Origin of the sequence: Denitrobaculum tricleocarpae (genome assembly GCF_007004665.1) — a bacterium.
Taxonomy (GTDB): domain Bacteria; phylum Pseudomonadota; class Alphaproteobacteria; order Kiloniellales; family Kiloniellaceae; genus Denitrobaculum; species Denitrobaculum tricleocarpae.
The window spans coordinates 665,197-689,417 of record NZ_ML660052.1 but is presented as its reverse complement, the minus strand read 5'-3'; the positions used below and the strand labels follow the sequence as shown (position 1 = coordinate 689,417).

The window sequence follows — 24,221 nt, the reverse complement described above, 5'->3', positions numbered from 1 at the left end:
CCCCTATGCCGCCGACAAAAGATCGGCCTTGTGAAGTATTCCGCTGCTGAATTCTCTCGCCACCACGCCCTTGCGCAACACCGTGACCCGATCGGCAAGCGTCAGAATCGTCTCGGGTTCGCTTGAGAGCACCAGAATGGCGACTCCCCGCTCCCGCAGCTTCTTGATGATGCGGATGACGTCCTCCTTCGCACCGACATCCATCCCACGCGTGGGCTCCGAGAGGATCAGAACCTTAGGCAAATGCGTCAGCCATTTGGCCAACGCGACCTTCTGCTGATTACCGCCCGAGAGCGATCCCAGCGCCATATCGGCGCCCTGTGTCTTGATCTGAAGGTCATCGATGTGGGTCTTTGTGATGGAGCGTTCCGCATCGGGCTTCAACAGGAGCCGGTGAATGCGCTCCAGAATGGCGATCGAGACGTTCTTGTAGATCGGCTCGGTCCGGAACAGCATCATCGAACGGTTTTCCGGAACGAAGGCGATGCCACGGTTCTTTGCATCCGCAGTGGACCGGAATGAGATTTCCTGGCCATCAATCAGCATGCGCCCCTGCTTTAAGGGGATTTTACCGAAGGCCGCCCGCGCAAACTCGATCTGACCGCAGCCCATGAAACCGTAGACGCCCGTGATTTCACCGGCCCGCAGTTTTAGAGACACATCGCGCAGCATCTTGCCGTCACCGATTGCCTCCGCTTCCATCACCACCGGCTTGGAATCGTCGCTGGCAAGTTCGGCGCTTTCCCCCATGTGCATCCCGATCGAGCCCCGGCCGATCATGCTGGAGATCATCTCATCCTTGCTCAAACCGGCGGCCGGTCCCGAGGCCACCGTGCGGCCGTTGCGAAAGACCGTCACGCTGTCGGAGATCTCCAGGACGTCATCGAGGAAATGGGAAATAAAGACGATGCCACGCCCGTCCGCCCGGATCTTGCGCAGAACATCAAACAGCCGCTTTACCTCCGGCGGCGAAAGCGCCGAGGTCGGCTCGTCGAGAATGATAATACGCGCGCCGGAGAAGAGGACCCTGGAGAGTTCAACAAGCTGCTGGATACCGACGGGCAGCGCCCCCATGGTCGTGGTGGGATCGATATCCAGACCAAGGCTGGCAATCAGTTGCCTGGCTTCCCGGTTAATCCGGCGCCAATCCACCGTGCCGAAACGTGTCAGGGGCTGCTGACCGAGAAAAACATTCTCGGCCACGCTCAGATCCGGAACCGTCGAGAGCTCCTGGTGAACCATACCGATCCCGGCATCGAGGGCATCGCGCGCGTTCCGAAAGCGCACCTGCCTGCCGCCCACGCGCATCACGCCGTCATAGTCACTGTGCACCCCGGCAATGACCTTCATCGAGGTGGATTTACCCGCACCGTTTTCTCCGATGAGGCCGTGGATCTCGCCTTCGGACAAACGGAAATCGACATCCTTGATCGCGGCGACCCCGCCGAATGACTTTGAGACAGCGGAGAGTTCGAGCAGGGGTGGAACATCACCCCCGCCCTGTGCTTGCGCGCTCATGGACCGCGCGTCAGATCAGGAAATTCTTCTGGAGCCATAGATTGCCGGGCGCGGTTTCCCTGGTGATGACGGGCCCGTCGGCCAGAATGAATTCCGGAACCTCCTTACCGGCCTTTTCACCGCCTTGTGCAGCCGCGACCCCGGCAGCCACCGCCCAACCATGGATACGGCTCGAGGGATTGCGCACGGTGGCGAGCATGTGGCCGTTGAGCACCGCATTGACCGCCGGCGGCATGGCATCGACGCCGGCAATAATGATATCGGTCCGGTTTTTCGCCTTCATGACATTGGCAGCGGCCAGGGCCATGTCGTCATTGTGGAAAAAGGCCGCCTTGATGTCGTCGTGCTTGGTCAGGATGGAGTCCCAGATCCGCGCGACCTTGGTGACATCCCAGTCCGCAGGTTCCTCGTTAATGACCTTCACATCGGGATAGTCGGCCACGACGCTGCCGAAACCCTTTGCGCGTCCCTGGGCACCGGAATGGCCGAGCGACCCCTGGGTATGAACGATATTGCCCTGGCCCTGAATCGCGGCCATCACCTGGGACGTAACCGCGGACCCCATCATTTCGTTGTCAGGCGCGATGAAGGTGTGAATGGGGATCGTGCCCAGTGGTGCGATCAGCGTATCCATCGCGATCACCGGAATGCCGTTGTCGATCATCTTTTGCACCGGCTGCACCAGAGTTCCGATGCCGAAGGTCTGGATCGCGACAAAATCCCATTGCTGCGTCGCCATGTTTTCAATCGAGGCGCGTTGCTTGGTGGAGGAGAATTCCCCATCGAACCAGGTCACCTCAACATTCATAAGCTTGCCCCAGGCTTCGGCAGCCTGTTTACCCTGTGCGCACCACGTCGCCTTAAGCCCGGCATTGGAAAAAGCCGCCCTCAGCGGTTTGCCCGATGGTTTCAGGTCCTGCGCCATCGCGGGATCAAACCCGGCCTCGGCCAGTAACGCGCCCGTCAGCGCGGTCGCGCCAATGGCTTTGAAAACATCACGCCGGTTTTTGGATTCCTTCAGATACTCGTCGATCATTGTGTAAACCTCCCATTGTTGATTTCATTCTTATGGTTCTCGGGTTTAACGCTTAAATCGCTCTTGATGTGGTAGGTGCCTCCAGACGGTTGCACGGGCGCATCTTAGCACGGGGAACGCCCTCAACTCTTACTACTTTCAGGCAGCATGACGGGGGCAACGACTCTTCCAGAGCAACACCTGCCGGCACCAGGTTCGGCCGAGCGGCCCTGAAGCGGAGAATAAGCCAGCCAGCCGGTCAAACACTTTTCGTTCACGTGAACATTTGAGGATTTCGCGTTTAATCTGTCAAGACAGAGCGCGGAACTTGAGGTAAAACTCCGCGCGAATCGGGAGGAAGACGCTTGGCAAACCGGGTAACCATAAAGTCGATTGCATTGGACCTGGGCATCTCGCACATGACGGTCTCACGCGCCCTGGCGAACAGTCCCAATGTGCATCCCAAGACCCGCGACACCGTCCTGAAACGTGCGGCCGAACTTGGATACGTCAAAAGCTCAGCCGCGACCGCCATGCGCGGGGACAGCACGGGCATCGTCGGCCTGCTCCTGCCGAATCTCGCAAACGAATTCTATGCGGTCTTCGCGAATGCCCTTGCTCTGCTCTGCGCAGACCAGGGGCTTCATTTGATGATCCACCTGACCAATGACGATGCCACGCGTGAACACCTCGCGATCCTGCGACTGCGTGAGGTCCAGGCAAGTGCCGTTGTCATGGTGCCCGCGCCGGGCGCCGCCGCAGACCTCGGGCGCGGCTTCAGCGAGATGCAGGTCATCCAACTGATACGCACAGGTGATCACCATTCCCCCTCGGCTGCGCTGCTGGTTGAGGATCGCGGTTCGATTGGCGCCGCGGTCGATCATCTGGCCAAGGCCGGGCATCAGCGGATTGGCTACATTGGTGGTCACGCGGCGCTCTCGTCCGGACGTCATCGCGAGGCGGCATTCCGTGACGCGCTGAAGAGAAACCGGCTCTCGCCGGACACTGCGGTAATACGGCTCGATCCACCATCCTTTGAGATGGGCCATGCCATGTGCCTGTCGATCCTGGAAGGCGATACAGCCGTGACAGCGCTGGTCTGTGGCGGCTTCGAGATCTCCAACGGTGCCCTCGACGCCTGTTTAAGGCGTGGCCTGAAACTTCCGGATGACCTTGCATTTATCGGTTACGGCGACCCTTCGTTTTACAGATGGATTGAAGGGGGAATCAGCAGCATTGCCGTTCCAGTCGAAGAACTGGCGGGGAAAGCCGCGGAGCTGCTCTCGCGAGAGGTCAAAGCGAAGAACGCCGGGATCATCTCATTCCCCAGTTCCCTGACGATCAGAAAGTCTGCGTAAACCTCTCCGCTGCCCCGGACGCACCTTCCATGGCCGTCACCCGATGACCGGCTGCAGGCGACACATTGCGTCCCTTGCTCACTATCCGTGAAACTCAAGTGACCTGTCGCACAGCCAAAAGGGATCGGCACAGCAAAAGGCAAAAGGTTTGCCCGCTTTCTGACTGCTGCAGTTAGATCAGGTGATTTCAACTCATCCATTGCCATAGAATTTTTGCTGTTGAAAGCCTGCGGAAACGGCGAAACCCTGACAGGTCATTGTGCCTCTTCAATGTTCTGAAAGTCATTATACCCCGGTCGGATGAGAGGGGTGCGACAAGCTCCGGTCGCCTGAAGAACAGCGGAACAGCAGGAGGACGTGCCTAAGGTATGAGAACGCCAAATCACAACGCTCGCTCCGAGCCCGGACAGTAACTGGATAGCGGTCAAAATGAAATCCCACGCACAAGCCGTCGTTATTGGAGGCGGCGTCGTCGGTTGCTCCATTCTTTACCACCTGACGAAACTGGGCTGGACCGATGTCGTCATGCTCGAACGCGACGAATTGACGTCCGGTTCGACCTGGCATGCGGCGGCCAACATTCACGGTTTGCACGACAGCACAAACATATCCCGGCTACAGCACTACACCATGGGGCTCTACAAGGAGTTGGAGCAGGAGACGGGCCAGGGCTGCGGCGTTTTCCAACCCGGGTCGCTCTATCTGGCGCAAACGGAGGAGCGCGAACACCAGCTCCGGCTGCAGGAGGCGAAGGCCCGTTATTACGGGATGAATTTTCATGAGGTAAGCCGCGACGAGGCGGAGCGCCTGCACCCGCTGGTGAACTACGACGGCATTCGCTGCATCATGTTCGAACCGGACGGCGGGAACGTGGATCCCTCCGGCGTCACCATGGCCTATGCCGCCGGCGCCCGCGCCAACGGGGCCGAAATTTATCGCTTCACGCCGGTCACGGCGACGGTTCAGCAGTCCGATGGGACCTGGCTTGTCGAGACCCCTAAAGGAAACATCCGTACCGAATGGCTGGTCAACGCCGCCGGTCTTTGGGGGCGCGAAGTCGCTGCCATGGCCGGTATAGAACTGCCTCTGGTCCCAACCGAGCACCAGTACTTTGTTACGGAGAGCATTCCGGAACTGGAGGCCCTGGACCGGCGCCTGCCCTCGGTCGCAGACCGCGACGGAGAGTATTATTTGCGGCAGGAAGTCCAGGGACTGCTCGTCGGCGCCTACGAAAAGGACATGAAGTTCTGGGCCGAGGACGGCACGCCACAGGGCTTCGGCCACGAACTCTTCCCCGACGACCTGGAGCGCATCGAAGTGAACATGATGCGCGCGATAGAACGCGTTCCCGCCTTGGAGCAGGCCGGTATCAAGCGGGTCATCAACGGTCCGATGATCTGGTCGCCCGACAGCGCGGCGCTTTTCGGACCCGTGCCCGAGCTTTCCAACTACTTTTGCTGCAACGGCATCATTCCCGGCTTTTCCCAGTCCGGAGGCCTCGGATTGCTCTCCGCGCAGTGGATCATCGAAGGTGAACCCAAACTGGATATGTTCGCCTGGGACCTCGCGCGCTATGGAGCCTGGGCCGGAAAGGACTTCACCAGAGAGCGGGTCAGGGACCAGTACGCCCATCGCTTCAAGATCCACTTTCCGAACGAAGAGCGCGAGGCCGGACGGCCGGTGCGCACCCGGCCCGTCTACGAACTGCAGAAATCCATGGGCGCGGTTTTCGGCCTGAACTTCGGCTGGGAGCATCCGCTTTGGTATGCGGGGAGCCCTCATCAGTCCGAGGAGACGGCCGGCTTCACCCGTCAAAACTGGTTCGAGCCCGTCGGTGCGGAATGCCGGCGCCTGCGTCAACACGCCGGCATCATCGATATCTCCAACTTTGCCAAATACAGTGTCAAAGGCGCCGGTGCGGAAGACTGGCTGAACGCCCTCTTCGCGAACCGCATGCCGCAATCGGCCGGACGCTCTTGCCTGACGCCTCTGATCGGCAAGCGTGGCGGAATTGCGGGAGACTTCACGGTTACACGTTTGACCGAGGACGAATTCCTGGTCATAGGTTCCGGCATGGCGGAGCGCTATCATCAGCGCTACTTCAACGCCGTGCCGCTGCCCGCCGGAACCTCGTTCCGCTCCATGACCGAGACGATGTGCGGGTTCAATGTTGCCGGTCCCAAGTCCCGCGACCTGCTGCAACGGCTGACCAACGCGGACTTGTCAACACCCGCTTTTCCTTTCACGCGCTCACAGCGGATCAAACTGGCCGGTGTTGAAGTGGTCGCATTACGTGTCTCCTTTACGGGTGATCTGGGATGGGAACTGCACTGTGCGACGGAAGACCAACTGGCGCTCTATCAGGCACTACTGCAAGCCGGAAAGGACTTCCATACGGGTCCCGTTGGCTCCCGCGCCCTTATGTCACTGCGTGTGGAAAAGGGCTATGGCAGCTGGGGCCGAGAGTATTCGCCTGAGTACTGGCCACAGGAAGTCGGTTTGGACCGCCTGATCAAGATGGATAAGGGCGACTTCCTGAACCGTTCCGCCTATGAAGCGCTTGCCGGGAACAAACCACGCGAGCGACTGGTGCTGATCGAAGTTCAAGCCGAAAACGCCGATGCCACCGGCGGCGAACCGATCTTCCAGCCGGACGGCACGCCGGTCGGCCGTGTATCTTCGGGATCCTACGGCTACACGGTCGAGAAGTCGCTGGCACTTGGTTACGTCAAGGACGTGAGCGCCGGACAGGAGGTGAGCGTAGCTATTCTGGGCCGTCCCCATAAGGCCATCGTACTCGCCAAACCGCCGTTTGACCCGAAGGGCGAACGCCTGCGGCAATGAAGCGCAGTGTAATCTGCAGCACGCTCGAACGGCTTTCGGTCAAGTTGTCGTCGGGACCGGGTATGAGCCTGCTGAACCACACCTGCAGTTCGACACATCGGAACGAAAGACGCGCACGGCACCCTCACATGTCGTCCATCTGTCATTCTTCTCCTGGCTACGCCAAATGCGATTCCAAATATCTCTCTTCTGATAGATAGTTAAAATTCAGATTTGCGTACTTGCCAAAACTTTCACCGACAGCTCGATTACGCCACGCCCTAAATTCCAGAGCATTTTTTGAATATAGGCAGAAATTATTTTCTCTATATTTTTCAGAACACTAACTATCTTTCACCTTCAAATTCGAAAGGACTTAGCAGCTGATTTACCTTCTGCGGCTTGACAAACGCACTCCGAGTTATCTATCTATCGATAGGTAATTTAAAACCATCGAACACAGAACGCATTTGTCTGGCCATCAAGCCTTTCATTGCACCAGCCAAGAATGAACAGAGAGGACAGAGTGATGAAGATTTACGATTTTGAAGGTTTCCCGAACCCTGCCCGCGTGCGGATCGCCCTCTCGGAAAAGGGCCTCGCGAATCAAGTCGAATTCGTGAGCATCGATGTGCCCAAGGGCGAGCACAAACGTCCGGAGTTTCTTGCCAAGAATCCCTCTGCTGCCGTTCCGGTGCTCGAACTCGAGGACGGCACCACTATCTCCGAATGCACCGCCATCACCGAGTATCTCGATCATACCGGCGCAGGCCCCAAGCTGACCGGAGAAAATGCCAGGGAACGCGCCGTTATCCATATGATGCAGCGTCGCGCCGAAGCTAGCCTGCTGGATGCCGTCGGCGCCTACTTCCATCACGCAACCCCTGGACTGGGTCCCGATGTCGAGGACTACCAGAACAAGGAGTGGGGCGAGAAGCAGCGCGAGCGCGCCATCCAGGGCATGCACTACTTCGATGACGTATTGGCGGACCGTCCTTACGTCGCAGGCGACAAATTCTCCATGGCGGACATCACCGCCTTCGCGGGGCTAGGCTTCGCGGACTTTGCTGAGATCGACATCCCTGCGGACTGCCGGAACCTCATCGCCTGGCGTCAGAGAGTCGCACAGCGGCCCAGCATATCCGGTTAAAGAGAGACATCTCCCGTTGAAGATACCTGTCGCCGGTAAAACCAAACCGCGGCAGCTTGAGCCAGCCCGTCTTGAAACCGAAGTCACAATTGACGGACTGGTGACTTTTTTTACCCAGACTGCAATCCTTCGTGATTGGGTCGTCTTGTAACCAGATTCCAACTTAGAGGACGTGTCATGGAACTGAATGCTGATTTTTCCCAAAGGGTCGTGGTGCACGGCGACGAGACAGAATGGCTGACTTCACCGATCCAGGGGATCAGCCGGCGCATGCTCGACCGCATCGGGGACGAGGTCGCCCGGGCCACCACCATTGTCCGCTATGACGAGAAGAGCCAGTTCTCTCCCCATGTTCATACGGGCGGAGAGGAGTTCATCGTGCTGGAAGGCGTTTTCCAGGACGAACACGGTGATTTCCCGGTTGGGTCCTATATCCGCAACCCTCCGGAGTCCAGCCATACCCCGGGTTCCGAGGCAGGCTGCGTGATTTTCGTGAAGCTCTGGCAGTTCGACCCCTCGGACCGCACCCATGTTCGCCTGCAGTTCGACAAGATGGAAGCCCTCGCCGATCCGGACCGTCCGGGTGTATCGGTCACCCCGCTATATAAAGACGAACGGGAAAATGTGCGGATCGAGACTTGGGACGCTGGCGCCGAAGTTGACGTCGCGAGCGAAAACGGGGCTGAGATCCTGGTGCTGGAAGGTGGGTTCGAGGAAAGCGGCGACCGGCTCCGGCCGCAATCCTGGCTGCGCTCGCCCATCGGCGGCAGGGTTCACGCCAAGGCAGGACCAAGCGGAGCCCGCGTCTGGATCAAGTCAGGACATCTTAGATTCGTCGAACCGCCGAAGGTCGCTTAAAGCGCACGATCTGATCTTGCGGGCCGCCGTCTGCGTATCTATGTTTTCAGGCGAAGCCCAGTACCCGGAATTTCAGCTTTGTGCCTAGATTTGGAGGCGCAAACGCCAAGGGGGCCGGGAGTCTCTGAATTCATATGCCAGCCTGCGGAAGCCAAACATGCCGAACACGCACGAAACCAAAGTTCTGATCATCGGATCCGGCGCCGCCGGGCTGACCGCCGCGATATACGCCGCGCGCGCGAACCTGAGCCCTACGCTGGTCGCGGGTCTGCAGCCTGGCGGACAGCTTACAATTACCACCGATGTCGAGAACTATCCGGGGTTCGCTGACGTCATCCAGGGCCCCTGGCTGATGGAGCAAATGCAGAAGCAGGCGGAGCACGTCGGCACGAAGGTTATCTCCGACCTGATAACAGAGGTCGATTTTTCCGCCCGCCCCTTTGTGTGCAAAGGCGACAGCGGCGAAAGCTACGTCGCGGACGCAGTGATTATCTCGACCGGCGCTCAGGCACGCTGGCTGGGACTGCCCAGCGAACAGCACTTTAACGGCCGCGGTGTCTCCGCCTGCGCGACCTGCGACGGCTTTTTCTATCGCAACAAGCCGGTCGTCGTGGTCGGCGGAGGCAACAGCGCGGTCGAGGAGTCGCTTTATCTGGCCGGTATCTGTTCCAAGGTCACTCTGGTCCATCGGCGGGACAGCCTGCGCGCGGAGCAGATTGCGCAGGAGCGGCTGTTCAAACATCCCAAGATCGACGTGGTCTGGAATGCGGTTGTCGACGAGATCCTGGGTGGCGATGGTCCGATGGACGGTGTCGATGCCGTGCGTCTGCGCTCCACCATCGACGGCGAAACCAGCGAATTGCCGACCGAAGGTGTCTTCGTCGCTATCGGCCACGATCCGGCCACAGCGGTTTTTTCCGGCCAACTGGATATGGACGACGAGGGCTACATCCTCGCGGCGCCGAATTCCACGGAAACCTCGGTCCCGGGCGTCTTCGCCGCTGGCGATTGTGTCGATAAAATCTACCGGCAGGCGGTGACCGCCGCCGGTCTCGGCTGCATGGCCGCCCTGCAGACCGAAAAGTTCCTGGCGGAGAACGAGGCGGGACAATCCGAAGCCGCGGAGTAGCATCCTCTAGTATCCCGAATCTGAAATTCGCCGCATGTTATGCAGCGAATTTCCGAAACATCACACGAGGGCCTGTTGAGGTTCGGGCCAACATTGGGATCGGCAGGCCATGACGCCAATCCTATAAATGCGTGATCTGGCATGCATTTCAGGCTATGACTGGCGGGTGGCGGTGCTCAAGCCATTGGGCAATAGACAGATTTGCGTTTCTTTTTATTGTAAAGAGTTAGAATCGCTCGGTCCGAGCCGGTCATTTTCAGACCGGCAAGACCATTAGGAAATTGGGGGTCAGCTGTGGCAGCGACGGGTGAATCGACTCGGAAGAGCGCGCTGGGGGCGTCGATCATGGATTGGGACAAACTGCGCATTTTCCATGCCGTTGCGGAAGCCGGCAGCTTCACACACGCCGGCGAACTCCTGAACCTGAGCCAATCGGCCGTCAGCCGTCAGATCTCCGCGCTGGAAGACAGCCTGAAGGTCGCCCTCTTCCATCGCCATGCCCGCGGTCTGATCCTGACCGAGCAGGGCGAGTTACTTTACCGCACAGCCCACGATGTTTTCGGCAAGCTCGCCATGACCGAGGCGCAGCTGACCGAGAGCAAGGACCGGCCGAAAGGGCCGCTCAAGATCACCACCACGGTTGCTTTCGGCTCGACCTGGCTGGCGCCGCGTATGCGGGAGTTCATGGAGGTTTATCCCGAGATCGAAGTGCAACTGCTGCTCGACGACCGGGAACTGGATCTCTCGATGCGCGAGGCCGACGTGGCGGTGCGCCTGACACCGCCCCGCCAACCCGACCTGGTGCAACGGCACCTGCTGACCGTCCACATGCACATCTATGCCTCGGTCGGCTATATCAAAAAACACGGCATGCCCAAGAGCCCGGAGGAACTCGATGACCATCGGATCATCGTCTATGGCGAGGAAAACCGTTCGCCCGTCCCGGACGTGAACTGGCTGCTGCGGATCGGTTTCAACCAGGGCCAGTTGCGCCGCCCCGCCATGACCGTGAACAACGTTTATGGCATCATGCAGGCGCTGCAGTCCGGCGCGGGTCTGGGCGCCCTGCCCGACTTCATGCCGGAAGGCAACAACGAGCTGGTGCAGGTTCTGCCGGAAATCGAAGGGCCGCAGTTCGACGCCTACTTCGTCTATGCCGAGGAAATGCGGGCCTCCAAGCGGATCTCTGTGTTCCGGGACTTCCTGCTCCGCCAGGTCGCGGATTCGACGTTTTAAGGCTAATCTTCGGGAGGACTTTTGGGTGCCCCTTAAATCGCGGTTCCCATGATTTTTAGCTACAGCTGCCGAGTGGTTGCGGGCGCATTTGTCACGTTATTCGCAGTTGCAATGTTCTACAACGTGAAACATCAAGAGCTGTATGTAGAAGCCTGTAACGCTGCTTTCAAACTTGAGGCGGCCCGAACCTCAGCAAAGTCGAATGACGGAAAGCAGGCGCAAGATGATTGGCAGCAAGAACTCGTCGCCTTGATAGAAATCTGTACGGATTCGAAGAAAATGCGTGGCTCAGAGCATTGATCGGCGATTTCATCGGCTCGGTGGGACATCCGCGTCGCGTACGGCGAGCGGCCGACCTTTGATCGATTCCCGGTAGAAGACAAAGAGCCCGCCGCCGACGATCAGCAAAATGCCTGCGACAGAGGTCAGATCGGGCAAATCGCCCCAGATCACCACGCCCCAAATGATCGCCAAAGGCAAGGCGCTGTATTCGAAGGGCGCAACCGCCGTCGCTTCCGCCAACCGATAAGCCTGCGAGATGGCATATCCGCCAATCGCGGCAAGTGTTCCGCAGGCCAGCATCAGCAGAGCATCCTGCGGCCCCGGCACGACCCAGGCGCGGAACAGAAATTCCAGGCTGGCGTTCCCGCTTCCGGCAAAACGGCCATCGCCAATCATCAGACCTATGCCGGCACTCGCGATTACGAAGGTGAAATGGATATAGAACGCCAGGACGGAAGCCTTGTGGATCACGCCGATCCTGCGCGTAATGATCTGCATGGAGGCATAGCAGAAGGCCGCGAGAACCGGCAGCAACGCCACGAGCTGGATCACGCCGTCGCCGGGGCGAAGCATGATGATCACTCCGGCCAACCCCATCAGAACGGCACTCCAGCGGACCAGACCGACCTTTTCACCCAGAAAAGGGACCGACAGAATCGTGATGAAAAGAGGTCCGATGAAAAAAATCGCCAGCGCTTCCGCCAATTGCATCGTTGCCAGGGCCAGGAAATAGCTCATGTTCGCGACGATCAGCAGAAGCCCGCGCGCGACGAGTGGACCGAGGTTCCTGGTCCAGAGGCTGCGCAGCCCGCCCTCAAAATGAACCACGACCAGGGTCAGAAACATGGCAATACTGGCGCGCGCCAGGATAACCTGGTGCAGCGGATAGTCGCTGCTCAGCCACTTGATCGCGACATCCTGGGTCGATAGAGCCGAAGCCCCCAACATAACGAGGAGGATGCCCTGGATCTGGCTGTCTGAACGAACTCGGGCTAACACGCGGCGCGCTTACTGCCTTGCATGGCGAAGTTTTCCTTTTTCGTCTCTGGTCTCGAGATAAGGGCTGGTCCCGGCTATGGACACGATAAGACACACTCAGTGCGCGCTCCCAGCACCGGAGCGTCTGCCCGCGCCAACAGACTCCCCCGAGGCGCTCGAAACAACCGCTTGAAAGGCAGTTTCCGGTCTCACCCGGTCTGAAGAGCAAAAACGACCTATGTGACGACGAGTGACCTCTCGCAGCCTGAAAATCGACCCGAAATCAGAGATTTAAGTTGAAGCTATCTGCTCGGAAACGATGATACCCTGCAGACTGGAGGCGCCCAAGCATTTCAAGAGGCGCTGAAAGAGAAGGCATCAATTTTATCCCGAGAAATTGGGAATAGGCGCAGAAAACTACTATTTAACAATTAGTTAAAAGATATGCAGATGCTGCATATCTCCACTGCCTAAATAGACGTCGACACTCGCGGCTGAATGCTTATGTTCTAAACATCGATGTTGCGTCGCAACATCATCGAGTTTCCACCTCCCCCGGTGGACTCGGATTTCCGGACCCCCCTGTCCGGAAACTAGGGTCTTCGGACCCCACGTCTCCCAGACGTGAAGCCTCCCTGTTCAACTTGCCGGGAACTGCGGTTCCCGGCATTTTTTTTGTGTAAATGCAAGTGCGCAACACCGCATGCGTCCGGACTTCGGTCTGGGACGACATAAGCCGTCCGCGAGACTCACACAGACGAATAGATCATCTGCACTTGAGGGCACGACATCAAGCTCAGAGCAGTTTGCGTTTAAGCTGCGTCAAAATTCGCTGCCTCTCGATCAGCAAAGTGCTGATTTCGATCGCAAATTCCGAGAAGCTTTGGCGCACGAAAAACGCAAACCGTGTTAGAAGGCTGCTAGGTTGGAGATTGGATCGGGAGTCGGCTCTAGATAAAGAGCCGTTCGCCCTGGAGACCGCTGTAAAGATCGGCAACGAATTCGCCGTACCCGTTGTACAACAGCGTCGGAACCCGTTCATCAACGCCCAAAAGCCGTTCAGTGGCCTGGCTCCAGCGCGGATGGGGGACTTCCGGGTTCACATTGGCCCAGAACCCGTATTCCGAACCCTGAATCTCTTCCCAGAAGGATACCGGGCGCTTATCCGTAAACTCGAAACGAACGAGGCCTTTCACGTGCTTGAATCCGTACTTCCAGGGAACGGCCAGACGAAGCGGCGCGCCGTTCTGCTTGGGGATCGGCTTGCCGTAGAGCCCCGTGGCAATGAAGGACAGCTCGTTGTTTGCTTCCTCGATGGTCAGACCTTCGACGTAGGGCCAGGGATACCAGCTCGCTTTCTGGCCACTGGCCACGGACTCATCTTTAAATGTCACCATTTTCAGGTATTTGGCCGAACCGAGCGGCCGCGCCATATCAACAAGGGCTTTCAAAGGAAAGCCGCTGTAGGGAACGGCCATCGACCAGGCCTCGACACAACGATGGCGGTAAACGCGCTCTTCCAGCGGCATTTTCGCCAGAAGATCGTCAATTCCGATCTCTATCGGCGCCTCGACCATGCCGTCGATCTGCACGGTCCAAGGCCGCAACGGCAAGGCCTGCGCCTTTTGCCAGATGTTCTTTGACGAACCGAACTCATAGTAGTTGTTGTAAGTCGTGGCGAGCTCTTCGGACGTGATCTCGCGGTCCAGGCGGTAGCGCAGATTACGCTGAACAGGATAAAGACCGGCAGAGGGATCAGGTTCGCTGTCGGCGGCCTGCGCGGTCTGGGAATTCTCGCCGTCACAGCCCGACAGCAAACCGGCGGTTGCCGCCAAGATCGGCCCGGCAGCCAAGCCTTTCAGCAGGCTTCGGCGTTTCAGGAACGTGGATTCCGGCGTCGCCGCCGATTCTGGCAGCTCCCAGCCCTTTTTGATCTTGATCAGCATGTTACACGCACTCCGAATTTACCATAACCAGCTAAATAGTTCGAAACCGCCTCACGGGCAAATCAACGACCCGCGAGGAGAGGCTGTAGTTAGGTAGCTAGATGCCCCTCGAAACGGCCAGATCAAGCGCCGTTTCGCGCAGCATCGGCAAAATGACCCCTTCCAAACAAGAAAGCCCGGTCGTTCGCCGGGCCTTCTCTATAACACCTGTTTCTTTCGCGAGTGTTAGGTTGCCGTGCCGTCAAGCGATCATACTACGCAGCATCCAGGCGGTTTTCTCGTGAACTGCCAGGCGATCCGCCAGCAAACCCATCGTCACCTCGTCATCGCCGGCATCGGCGACCGGCAGCACACCGCGCGCGGTTTTCGCGACCGCTTCGTGCGCTTCGACAAGCTGACGCACCATTTCCTCAGCCTGAGGCACATCCTCGGACTCCTTAATGGAGCTCAAACGCGCAAAAGCCGCATAGCTGCCCGGCGCAGGCTCTCCGAGAGCCCGAATGCGTTCCGCGATCTCATCAACCGCGGTCGCCAGCTCCGTGTAGTGCTCTTCGAACATGGCATGAAGCGACTGGAACATCGGACCGGTTACATTCCAGTGGAAGTTATGCGTTTTGAGATACAGAGTGTAGCTGTCCGCCAAGAGGCGTGACAGTCCTTCAGCCACATTTTTGCGTTCTTCCTCGGGTATGCCCGTATTGATATCCATCTCACTCTCCTATTAATAGCAAACGCTTAAAGATATTTTTAGAACGATTCTAATTTCATAGTGAATATAGCCATGAACGTGAGAGATCGCAAGCTATTTTTAGAATTATTCTAAAAAAGAAAATACTCAGAATCCCCTCATTATTTCAACACTTTAGACAAGCCTCGGCCTTCGCATCCGATCCATTTCGGTGGAAATGACCGGAAACGTAGCTGAAGAACCGAATCTCAGTTCACGGACGCCGCGAAAAGGGTCACATGTTATGCCGGATCACTCCCAAACGCTCTCAATGTTCGGCCCGGTGCGACTCCATGACCCGGTCAGCAAGCTTTCCCGTCAATTCCTGAAGATGATCGAACTGCCACTCGAAACTGCCGACGCCTATCGTAAGCGAGCGTAGCTCGATGATCAGATCGTGCAGCTCTGCCTGCGGCATGTGGCATTTGAACTCGTCCCAGCTTTCCCAGCCTGATTTAGCTTCAAAGCCCAGAATCTGCCCTCTCCTGGCGCTGACCAGACCGTGAACCCGGGCCGTGAACTCAGCCGGCACCGAGATCACCACTTCATAGATAGGCTCAAGAAGCACCGGGCTGCACTGCGGCAAGCCTTCCGACATGGCCAGACGGGCCGCCGATTTGAAGGCCTGATCGGAACTATCCACCGAATGATGCTGTCCGTCGACCAGGGTCACGGAGACGTCGACCACCGGAAAGCCCAGCGGACCGCGGCTCAGATACTCCTTCGCACCGGCTTCAACGGCCGAGATGTACTGCTTTGGCACCGCACCGCCGACCACTTTATCGACGAATTCAAAGCCCTCGCCTCGCCGCAGCGGCTTGATCTCCATCTGAACGTCGCCAAACTGCCCGTGACCGCCACTCTGTCGCTTGAAGCGCGAGTGCTGCTTCACCTGCCTCTTGATGGTCTCCTTATAAGCGGTCTGCGGCGGTGTCGCGTCAACTTCGACATTGTACCTGGATTTCAGGCGCTCGATCACAATTTTCAGATGGATCTCCCCCTGCCCCCAGAGCAGCATCTGATGCGTATCGGCGTTGTGCTCCACTGAAAGAGTGGGATCCTCCTCGATCAGTCTGGCGAGGCTCGCCGAGAGTTTCACGTCGTCCTGCCGGTTTCGGGGCGAAATTGCCAGGGCATACACGGGCTTAGGCACTTCAGGCCAAATGAAATCCTCGTTGCGCAGGGGTCCGGCTAAAGTGAGCAGATCGCTCGTCCGGGCGTCCTGGAGCCGCCCCAGAGCGACCAACTCGCCCTCACGCGCAACAGTGATTTTTTGACTTTCGCCCCCCATCAAACGATAGAGCCCCGAGGGTTTGGTTTCACCGATCAGGCCTGCCTCTGTGATCTCTCCGTGCCAGATCCGCGCGACCGAGAGTTTTCCCGTATGCTGTTGATTCAGCGTTTTGATCACACTGGCACTGAAACTGCCATTCATGGAAACCCCCAGCCGCTTGGCAGCAACACTGGGCGGGGGCACATCATGGCGAAGCGCCTTAAATAGGCGTGTGACGCCGTTGCCATGTTCGCCCGAACCCATAAAGACCGGAACGATCAGATCTTCGGCGAGGTCCTTGCTCAATTGGCCGTAGACTTCATCGGAGCCGGGCACACGGTCTTCAAGCAGCTGTTCAAGCAGGTTATCGTCAAAGTCGGCGAGGGATTCGAGCAGTTCCTGCCGGGCTTCGTCTTCCCGCGGCTTTACATCTTCAGGGATCTCGATCAGATCCGATGGGCCGCCTTCTTTGTATCTGTAGGCCCGCTCGCTGACGAGATCGACAAACCCGGTGATCCGGTCGCCCTCGCGGATCGGCACCTGACGCAGCAGCAGCGGCCGGGAAGACAGCGTTTGCAAAGCCTCCATGATGTCACGGACGCGGGTCGCCGACTTGTCGGTCTTTCCGATAAAAAGTAAGTGGGGGATCTCATAGTCGTCCAGGAACTTGAAGAGTGGCGCCATTGCGAGGACCCGGTCGACTTCGGGCGGGATGACCACGATCGCCACATCGGCCGCCATCAGGGCGCTTTGGCTGTCGTAAGCAAGTTCGATAGACCCGGGACAGTCGATGAAGAACCAGCGCTCGCCCAGATATTCGCAGTGCGCGAAGTTGGCCTCGACCCCCATAAGCCGGGCACGGGCCTCGGCTGAGGGATCTCCAACTGTGTTGCCTTCGGTGACGGAACCTTTTCGTCCGATCGCCCCCGCTGCGTGAAGCAGGGCCTCCATAAGCGTTGTCTTGCCGCTCGTGTAAGGTCCGACGATAACGGCACAACGTGCCGGTTCAGCAGACTTTGACGTCATTTTCTCCTCCCTTTGGCGCCGCAGGGTACGATCGGTCTTGATTAAGAGGATCAAGGCCCTGAAGCGTCCCCAGCTTTGGAAAGGAGAGGCCGTTTCACGTGATGCTTAAAAAAGCAAGTATTTGGATCGGACCGGTACGCGCGATGTGTGACTAACGGTGCTCGATAAACTTCCCTCACGATTTTTATGGTTGCATTGACATGGTCCCAAAGAATCTCTGAAACATGCAACAAGAAATCTGTCGCAGGCGGGATTTGCCACAGCGCTGATTGCATGAAAAAACCGCCCGAACCAGTCAGGCCACGGGCGGTTTTCAGATTTCAGGCCAGAGAGACGACCCTCCGGCCCGGGATTTACCGGTCTTCTGCGTCAGCTCAGGGCTTCGCAGGCCTTCTTGATTCGGGCGCAGGCCTCGCGCAGGGCCTCGGTCGAGGTCGCATAGGAAATCCGAAAGTAGGGGGAGAGGCCGAAAGCTTCGCCCTGAACCACCGCGACGCCCCCCGACTCCAACAGGTAAGTCACGAAATCACCGTCGGACGCGATGGTCTTTCCGTCCGGCGTTGTCTTGCCGATCGCACCCGCGCAGGAGGGATAGACGTAGAATGCGCCTTCCGGCTTGGGGCAGTGCAAGCCCGGGCAGAGGTTGAGGAGCTCGACCACCATATCGCGGCGTTCCCGGAAGACCTCATTGCGCTCCTGAATAAAGTCCTGAGGCCCGCTCAAGGCTTCAACCGCGGCGGCCTGGCTGACCGACGAGGGATTGGAGGTGCTCTGCGACTGAATCTTCGACATCGCTTTGATGAGATCCACCGGTCCGGCGGCAAAGCCGATCCGCCAGCCGGTCATGGCGTAGGCTTTGGAAACGCCATTGATCGTCAGGGTCCGGTCCTTGATCTGCGGCTCAACCTGGGCCGGTGTGACGAACTCAAAACCGTCATAGACCAGATGCTCATACATATCGTCGGTCATGACCATGACGTGCGGATGCCGCAGCAGGACATCGGTCAAGGCCTTCATTTCGTCATGACTGTAGGCCGCACCGGTCGGGTTGGACGGCGAATTCAGAATCAGCCACTTGGTCTTGGGCGTAATCGCCGCCTCCAAGTCTTCCGGCCGCAGCTTGAAACCATTGTTCTGCGAACAGGGCACGGCCACCGGCTCGCCCTCGGCCAAGAGGACCATATCGGGATAAGAGACCCAGAAGGGTGCGGGAATCACGACCTCGTCACCCGGGTTCAGCGTCGCCATCATGGCGTTGTACAGGACCTGCTTGCCGCCGGTCCCGACCGTGACCTGATCGGGCGTGTAGTCCAGATCGTTGTCACGCTTGAACTTTGCGCAGATGGCTGCCTTCAGGGCCGGGGTTCCATCGACGGCGGTGTATTTGGTATCGCCTGCCCGAATGGCCGCGATCGCCGCGTCCTTGATATTATCCGGCGTATCGAAATCCGGCTCCCCGGCACCCAGGCCGATGACATCCCGTCCCGCGGCCTTCAATTCGCGTGCTTTGGTGCTGACGGCAATCGTGGGGGAGGGTTTAATTCGTGCGAGGCGGTCCGCAATCTGCGCCATGACCTGTAGCTCCCTGAGTATGACGGGGGCCGCGCAGGGTGCGATCCCCCAAGAACAATAATGCCCGGCGAACGTAGTAAAGCATTCGGAGCATAGCAACCGAGAAGCAGCCTCAAAGGCAAAGTTTCATAGCATATTTAGGAATCTGACAGGATTGGCCTTCGGCCCCGGAAACCTGTCCCTCTGGCTGACGGATGCGATCCGCCGCTCAAAGACGGGTTTTTGGGACCACAACATGCCTGAGGGCGGTCCCATGCCGCGCCCTAAAGATGCCACAAAGAACCTTGGAATCGCCGCCGTCCCGCTCCCTCATCGCCCCTGATCTCCGGTGTCATGGCGCAGTCGAGATTTTCCGAACCCTGGTGAAGGACAGCTGCCATGCCCGCGATCCGCCCCTCCGACCCTCTCTATTCTGCCGATGCCCTGGCGGTTCCGGCGGGCATTATCCCCCCGCGCGTTGCCGCAGGCTGTGGCAAAGCCGTTGGTATCATCCTGCTGTCGCTTTTTGCAGCCATCACTATGCTGATCGCGACGCTGGTGCTGCTGCCGGCCAATAGTTTTGCCGCGCGGGCAGCGGGTGTGCCCTCGGCGGAGGCCCCGAACCAGGCCTCGGAGGCCCCGCTCACGGGTTTGTTCTTTCCCAGCGGTCCCAACGGCGAAGCCTTTGAGGCCCCGCAGCTGGACAGCGACGTCCGGATCTCAGTCACCGGGATGATTGCGCGTGTCGCCTTGCGGCAGCGCTTCACCAATCCTTCCGACAACTGGCAAGAGGGCATTTACGTCTTCCCGCTGCCCGAGAAATCAGCGGTCGATCGACTGGTCATGTCCGTGGGTGGCCGGGTGATCACGGGCAAAATTCTTGAAAAAGAGCAGGCAAAACGGGCCTATGACGCCGCCGCAGCCTCCGGGAAGCGCGCCAGCCTGCTGTCGTCGGAACGGCCGAATGTCTTCGTGACGTCCCTGGCCAACATCGGACCCGGGGAAGAAATCATCGTCGATATCGAGTACCAGGATAGCGCCCTCTACAGCGACGGCACCTTCTCGCTTCGCTTTCCGATGGTCGTCGCACCGCGCTATACGCCGCGCGACGAGCGTTCCCGCGAGCAGCCGCAAACCGTCGATAGCGCACCTCAAGGAATCCCCGGCACGACACCGGCCAGCTTTGTCCCGGAAGACCGCGACCTCTTTGGTCCAGTGGGTGAGCGCGTCAATCCCGTGACCCTGACGGTCCGGCTCGATCCGGGCGCACCGCTGGACAGCCTTTCCAGCCTCTATCATCCGGTTGATATCGAAGCCCTCGACGACCGCAGGAAGGTGATCACCCTCCGCGACGGCTCGGTTCAGGCCAATAAGGATTTCGTGGTGGAATGGCGCCTGGCCTCCGCAACTGCGCCGCAAGCTTCCGTGTTCGTGGAAGACTTCGGGGGCGAGAGCTACGTGATGATGATGGTGACCCCTCCCTCTCAAGCGCCTCACCCCGAGGACCTGGACAACCTGAAGCACGCCCCCTCCATGGAACCCTTCCCCCCGCGCGACGTGGTCTTTGTGATCGACACCTCCGGCTCGATGCACGGAGCGTCGCTGGAGCAGGCGCGGGCCGCCCTCTCCCTCGCCATCTCCCGCCTGCAGCCGCGCGACCGCTTCAACGTCATCCGCTTCAACAACAAGACTTACAGCCTCTTCGAGAGAATTGTGCCGGTCACGGCGGACTCGCTCCGGCGGGCGCAAGCCTATGTCAACGCCCTGGAATCGGACGGTGGCACGGAGATGCGGTCCGCCCTGCTCCAGGCGCTGCAGATGAACGCGCAGGCCGAGATCATCGACAAGCACGCCGACGACCGCCTTCAACAGGTTGTCTTTCTGACCGACGGCGCGGTTGGAAACGAAGCCGAACTCTTCAAGCTGATCGCCGAGAAACTCGCATCGAGCCGGTTGTTTACAGTCGGCATCGGTGCCGCGCCAAACAGCTATTTCATGCGCAAGGCGGCTGAAGCCGGTCGCGGCACATTCACCTATATCGGCGATCCGAATGAGGTGTCGGTCAAGATGTCAGCGCTGCTGCGCAAGCTCGAGCGGCCCGCTTTGACCAGTATTTCCCTCGGTTGGCCCGGCAGTGCCGGAAAGAGGATTGAGAGCTATCCATCGGTTGTTCCCGACCTCTACGAGGGTGAACCGGTCGTGGTGGTCTCCAAGATCGGCGAGGTGGACGTGGCGTCTCTCTCTGGCAGCGTGCTGATCAGCGGGCGCCAGGGAACGGAAGACTGGCAGCGCCGGACGTCTTTGGAAAAACCAAGCGAAGCGGCCGGTATTGCCGCGCTCTGGGGGCGGTCCAAGTTTGAAGAGATCACCGATGACCTCTTCCTGGGCCGGGACCCGGTTGCCGTCCGCGTTGACGCACTGGAAGTGGCCCTGGAACACCAACTGGTGACCCGTTACACCAGCCTGGTCGCCATCGACGATCAGCCGGCCCGCCCAAGAGATGAGGCTTTGCAGAGCCACGAAGTGCCGCGCGAACTACCCGATGGCTGGAGCCGTGAAAAGGTCTTCGGCACCGGCGGATCGATCGAATCCGAAGCCCCGCCGGCCGCAGATCCTGCCCCAACGAAGTCCACGGCAATGCCGGTCCGCAAACTGCCTGCATCCCTGGCCGCGATGGCACCATCGGCCAAAGGCAAGGCCGTTCACCTGCCCCAGACCGCGACGCCGGCAGCGCTGAACGCCATCATCGGCATCGCTCTCCTGATCCTGGGTGGCCTGGTCTTCGCTGGCATCAGCCTCTCGCGCCGGGGGCACGAAAACCATGCCTGAGACCAAGAAAGTGTCAGGGTTGCTGCGCCGTAAAGGCGCCGCAATCCTGGGCGCGGCAATAATCGGTCTGGGCATCTGGCAAGTCGGCGAAGCCGGGTACATCCACCTGAAAGCCGAATTGGCGCAGGTTCTGGTTCAGGAGGCCTGGAGCGATACCCTTAAGGGCGAAAAAGAAGTGCGCCCCTGGCCCTGGGCCGATACCTGGCCGGTCGCGCGCATGCAGATCCCGGATCTGAATGTCGATCTCATGGTCCTGGCCGGTGCAAGCGGCAGAACTCTTGCATTCGGGCCAGCGCATCTGGAGGGTACGGCAGCGCCCGGCACCAGCGGGCACAGTATTCTCAGCGGTCACCGTGACACGCATTTCGCATTTCTCAAGAAGGTAGAATACGGGATGGAGATTCGCGTTCAGTCACCAGACGGGGTCTGGCGCAGCTACACCGCGACAGACCGGCAGGTCATAGATGCCAGATATGCCCGCCTGGCGGCAGGAAACGGTGAAGCGGCCTTGACGCTGGTCACCTGCTATCCCTTCGACACAATCGTGCCGGGAGGCCCGCTGCGGTACCTGGTATCAGCTTACGAACGGCAGGAAAGCGCCTGGTTACCCCCGAAAATCAAAGACTTAAGCGAAGACTAACGAGCGTTTTACTGGACAATCCCGGGACGAGTTCAGTCAGGGCAAGTCTTTACAGCGTTTTAATCTAGAATTCGTACAGTGTTCTCTCGATGACTCCGATGCAGATTCCTCAGCTTAGAGGGGCGCCTGCTCGTTTCGGCGGAGAATTATGGCAGACGGCACCCCTCAACCCCAGTCGGTTAAGCAACTGCGCCAGGAACGCGACAGGTTTCTGGCGTTCGCCTTTTGCCGTGCGGATCTGCTGCTGGAACTGACTGCGGACCATAAAATCGTTTTTGCAAGCGGGGCCTGCCGCAGCGTTTTCGGGCTCAGCGCAGACGAAATGAAGGGCCATGGGCTGCAGGAGTTCATCGTTGAACAGGATCAGTCCGTGGTGAACGCAACCCTCGGCGGGATGACCGGAGGCGCGCGCCCGGAACCGATCAACATTATGTGCCGCAACACCAAGGGGGCACCGCGCACCCTTTCGTTAACCGGTTACTTTGTGGAGGATCTGCAGCGTCATTACTTCTTGTCCTGCAAGATACCTGCGGCACCGCGTGCAAGTTCCGGCGCCGAAGCCCGCGAAGCGGCGGGCGCGGTCATGCATGATACCGCCAGCTTCAACAAAGTGGTCTCACGGAGCCTGGAAACCGCAAACGACCACACCTTGACCCTGCTTGAGCTCAGCAATTACTCGACGGTCCTGGATCAGCTGGATACCGCTTCTCAGGAAGAGCTGCACGAGACCATCAACAGCTACCTGCGCGCGAGCTCGGATGATGCCAATTCGGCGGCGGCATTCGGCGAGGGCCGCTTCGGTTTGATCCACCGCCCAGAAGTCGACATTGAACAGCTGAGCTCAAAAATCTCGGCCAAGGTAAAATCAGCCGATCCAAGCGGCCTGGGCGTCGAAATCGAAAAGGCCAGTGTTATCCTGGCGGAGGCCGGCGTCGGCGACGGCAATCCTGCACAAGCATTCGATTACATGGTCCGCCAGTTTGCGCGCGGTGGCGACAATGGGATCAGACTGAACGATCTTCAGAACGGGCTTCCCAAGATTCTCGCACAGATTCAGAGAACAGCCACCGAGGTTCGGTCGGTGATCGCTGACGAGTCCTTCAGACTCGTGTTCCAACCGATCGTCAGACTGGATACCCGCGCAACGCATCACTACGAACTCCTTGCACGCATCGACGGGGAAATCGGATCGCCCGCCCGCTTCATTCAGTCGGCGGAGGATTTGAGCCTCATTCGGGGCTTCGACATGGCGGTGTGCCGAAAGGCCATCAGCTGGCTGCGCAAACAAGGCGAGATGACATCTCAACGAGCGGTGGCGGTCAATCTCTCCGCCCAGTCGATTGGCGACAGCGTGTTCGTCGAAACCCTCCGGGAACAGCTCGTTGCCTTGGGCGAAAACCGAAAACACATCCTCTTCGAGATCACGGAATCCTCTCGGATGGAAAACCCGATCGTGGCCAACAACGCGATCCAGGCATTGCGCAACGACGGCCATCTGGTCTGTCTCGACGACTTCGGCGTGGGCGAAGCCTCACTCCAGTATCTCCGTCAATTCCAGGTCGATATCCTCAAGATTGACGGCAGCTATGTGCGCGAATGTCTGCACGATAAAACCTCCGCCCACATCCTCAAGGCCATTGCCGACCTCTGCGTCGATCTTGGTATCGACACCGTTGCCGAGATGGTCGAGGACGATGAGACCTGCAAGTTCCTGACGAAGAGTGGCATCGTGTTTGCCCAAGGCTACCATTTCGGTCGTCCATCGCAAGAGATCGAAGTCTTTGAGCAACCTGAGAGACGCCCCGCAGTCGCGCGGCGCCTTGGTGCCCAGGAATCCTGGGGTTAGGCTGCTCAAAGCAAGCGATAGACTTGTGTGGAAAGC

At 58.9% G+C, this 24,221-nt stretch carries 17 protein-coding genes; 10 read left to right on the top strand and 7 right to left on the bottom strand.

Going from position 1 to position 24,221, the window contains the following annotated elements; translation table 11 throughout:
• Positions 1–3: 3 nt before the first annotated feature.
• Both FKG95_RS03100 and FKG95_RS03095 read right to left on the bottom strand, forming a co-directional pair.
• Positions 4–1,518: a sugar ABC transporter ATP-binding protein gene (locus FKG95_RS03100; protein WP_142894830.1), complete on the bottom strand. Its 1,515-nt coding sequence runs from the start codon at positions 1,516–1,518 to the stop codon at positions 4–6.
• Positions 1,519–1,528: 10 nt separating this feature from the next.
• Positions 1,529–2,554 (bottom strand): sugar ABC transporter substrate-binding protein, encoded by a 1,026-nt coding sequence (locus FKG95_RS03095; protein WP_142894829.1) that lies wholly within the window; start codon positions 2,552–2,554, stop codon positions 1,529–1,531.
• Positions 2,555–2,898: 344 nt separating this feature from the next.
• On the opposite strand from FKG95_RS03095, the gene FKG95_RS03090 reads away from it, so the two are divergent.
• The 7 genes from FKG95_RS03090 to FKG95_RS03060 all read left to right on the top strand — a co-directional run bounded on the left by FKG95_RS03090 (position 2,899) and on the right by FKG95_RS03060 (position 11,387).
• Positions 2,899–3,891 (top strand): LacI family DNA-binding transcriptional regulator, encoded by a 993-nt coding sequence (locus tag FKG95_RS03090; RefSeq protein WP_142894828.1) that lies wholly within the window; start codon positions 2,899–2,901, stop codon positions 3,889–3,891.
• Positions 3,892–4,320: 429 nt separating this feature from the next.
• Positions 4,321–6,735, top strand: a complete 2,415-nt coding sequence (locus tag FKG95_RS03085) for a GcvT family protein (protein WP_142894827.1) — start codon at positions 4,321–4,323, stop codon at positions 6,733–6,735.
• Positions 6,736–7,243: 508 nt separating this feature from the next.
• A complete protein-coding gene (locus FKG95_RS03080) occupies positions 7,244–7,864 on the top strand; it encodes a glutathione S-transferase family protein (RefSeq protein WP_142894826.1) in 621 nt (206 codons plus the stop codon).
• Between the two features lie 177 nt (positions 7,865–8,041).
• Entirely contained in the window at positions 8,042–8,722 is a 681-nt protein-coding gene (locus FKG95_RS03075; RefSeq protein WP_142894825.1) for a cupin domain-containing protein, read from the top strand.
• Between the two features lie 157 nt (positions 8,723–8,879).
• Positions 8,880–9,851 carry a thioredoxin-disulfide reductase gene (gene trxB / locus FKG95_RS03070; protein WP_142894824.1) on the top strand — a complete coding sequence of 324 codons (972 nt, stop codon included), beginning with the start codon at positions 8,880–8,882 and terminating at the stop codon, positions 9,849–9,851.
• A gap of 345 nt (positions 9,852–10,196) precedes the next feature.
• Entirely contained in the window at positions 10,197–11,087 is an 891-nt protein-coding gene (locus tag FKG95_RS03065) for a LysR family transcriptional regulator (protein ID WP_142894823.1), read from the top strand.
• 48 nt (positions 11,088–11,135) lie between these two features.
• Positions 11,136–11,387, top strand: coding sequence for a hypothetical protein (locus tag FKG95_RS03060; protein WP_142894822.1), 252 nt, complete (start codon positions 11,136–11,138; stop codon positions 11,385–11,387).
• 9 nt (positions 11,388–11,396) lie between these two features.
• Here the strand turns inward: FKG95_RS03060 and FKG95_RS03055 are convergent, their stop codons facing one another.
• From FKG95_RS03055 to FKG95_RS03035, 5 genes are all read right to left on the bottom strand, one after another.
• Complete coding sequence (locus FKG95_RS03055) at positions 11,397–12,368, bottom strand: DMT family transporter (RefSeq protein WP_218940048.1); 972 nt, start codon at positions 12,366–12,368, stop codon at positions 11,397–11,399.
• A gap of 929 nt (positions 12,369–13,297) precedes the next feature.
• Positions 13,298–14,293 carry a protein-methionine-sulfoxide reductase catalytic subunit MsrP gene (gene msrP, locus FKG95_RS03050; protein WP_142894821.1) on the bottom strand — a complete coding sequence of 332 codons (996 nt, stop codon included), beginning with the start codon at positions 14,291–14,293 and terminating at the stop codon, positions 13,298–13,300.
• 241 nt (positions 14,294–14,534) lie between these two features.
• The gene (locus FKG95_RS03045) at positions 14,535–15,002 is read right to left on the bottom strand and encodes a Dps family protein (RefSeq protein ID WP_142894820.1); all 468 of its coding nucleotides are present in this window, start codon (positions 15,000–15,002) and stop codon (positions 14,535–14,537) included.
• Positions 15,003–15,288: 286 nt separating this feature from the next.
• Positions 15,289–17,319 (bottom strand): elongation factor G, encoded by a 2,031-nt coding sequence (locus FKG95_RS03040; RefSeq protein WP_142894819.1) that lies wholly within the window; start codon positions 17,317–17,319, stop codon positions 15,289–15,291.
• A gap of 369 nt (positions 17,320–17,688) precedes the next feature.
• A complete protein-coding gene (locus tag FKG95_RS03035) occupies positions 17,689–18,891 on the bottom strand; it encodes an aspartate transaminase (protein ID WP_142894818.1) in 1,203 nt (400 codons plus the stop codon).
• Between the two features lie 378 nt (positions 18,892–19,269).
• Here FKG95_RS03035 and FKG95_RS03030 point away from each other — a divergent pair, with 378 nt between their 5' ends.
• The 3 genes from FKG95_RS03030 to FKG95_RS03020 all read left to right on the top strand — a co-directional run bounded on the left by FKG95_RS03030 (position 19,270) and on the right by FKG95_RS03020 (position 24,185).
• The gene (locus tag FKG95_RS03030) at positions 19,270–21,699 is read left to right on the top strand and encodes a marine proteobacterial sortase target protein (protein WP_142894817.1); all 2,430 of its coding nucleotides are present in this window, start codon (positions 19,270–19,272) and stop codon (positions 21,697–21,699) included.
• Complete coding sequence (locus tag FKG95_RS03025; RefSeq protein ID WP_142894816.1) at positions 21,692–22,339, top strand: class GN sortase; 648 nt, start codon at positions 21,692–21,694, stop codon at positions 22,337–22,339. The genes FKG95_RS03030 and FKG95_RS03025 overlap by 8 nt, the downstream gene beginning before the upstream one ends.
• Before the next feature lie 148 nt (positions 22,340–22,487).
• Positions 22,488–24,185 (top strand): sensor domain-containing phosphodiesterase, encoded by a 1,698-nt coding sequence (locus FKG95_RS03020; RefSeq protein WP_142894815.1) that lies wholly within the window; start codon positions 22,488–22,490, stop codon positions 24,183–24,185.
• Positions 24,186–24,221: the final 36 nt, after the last annotated feature.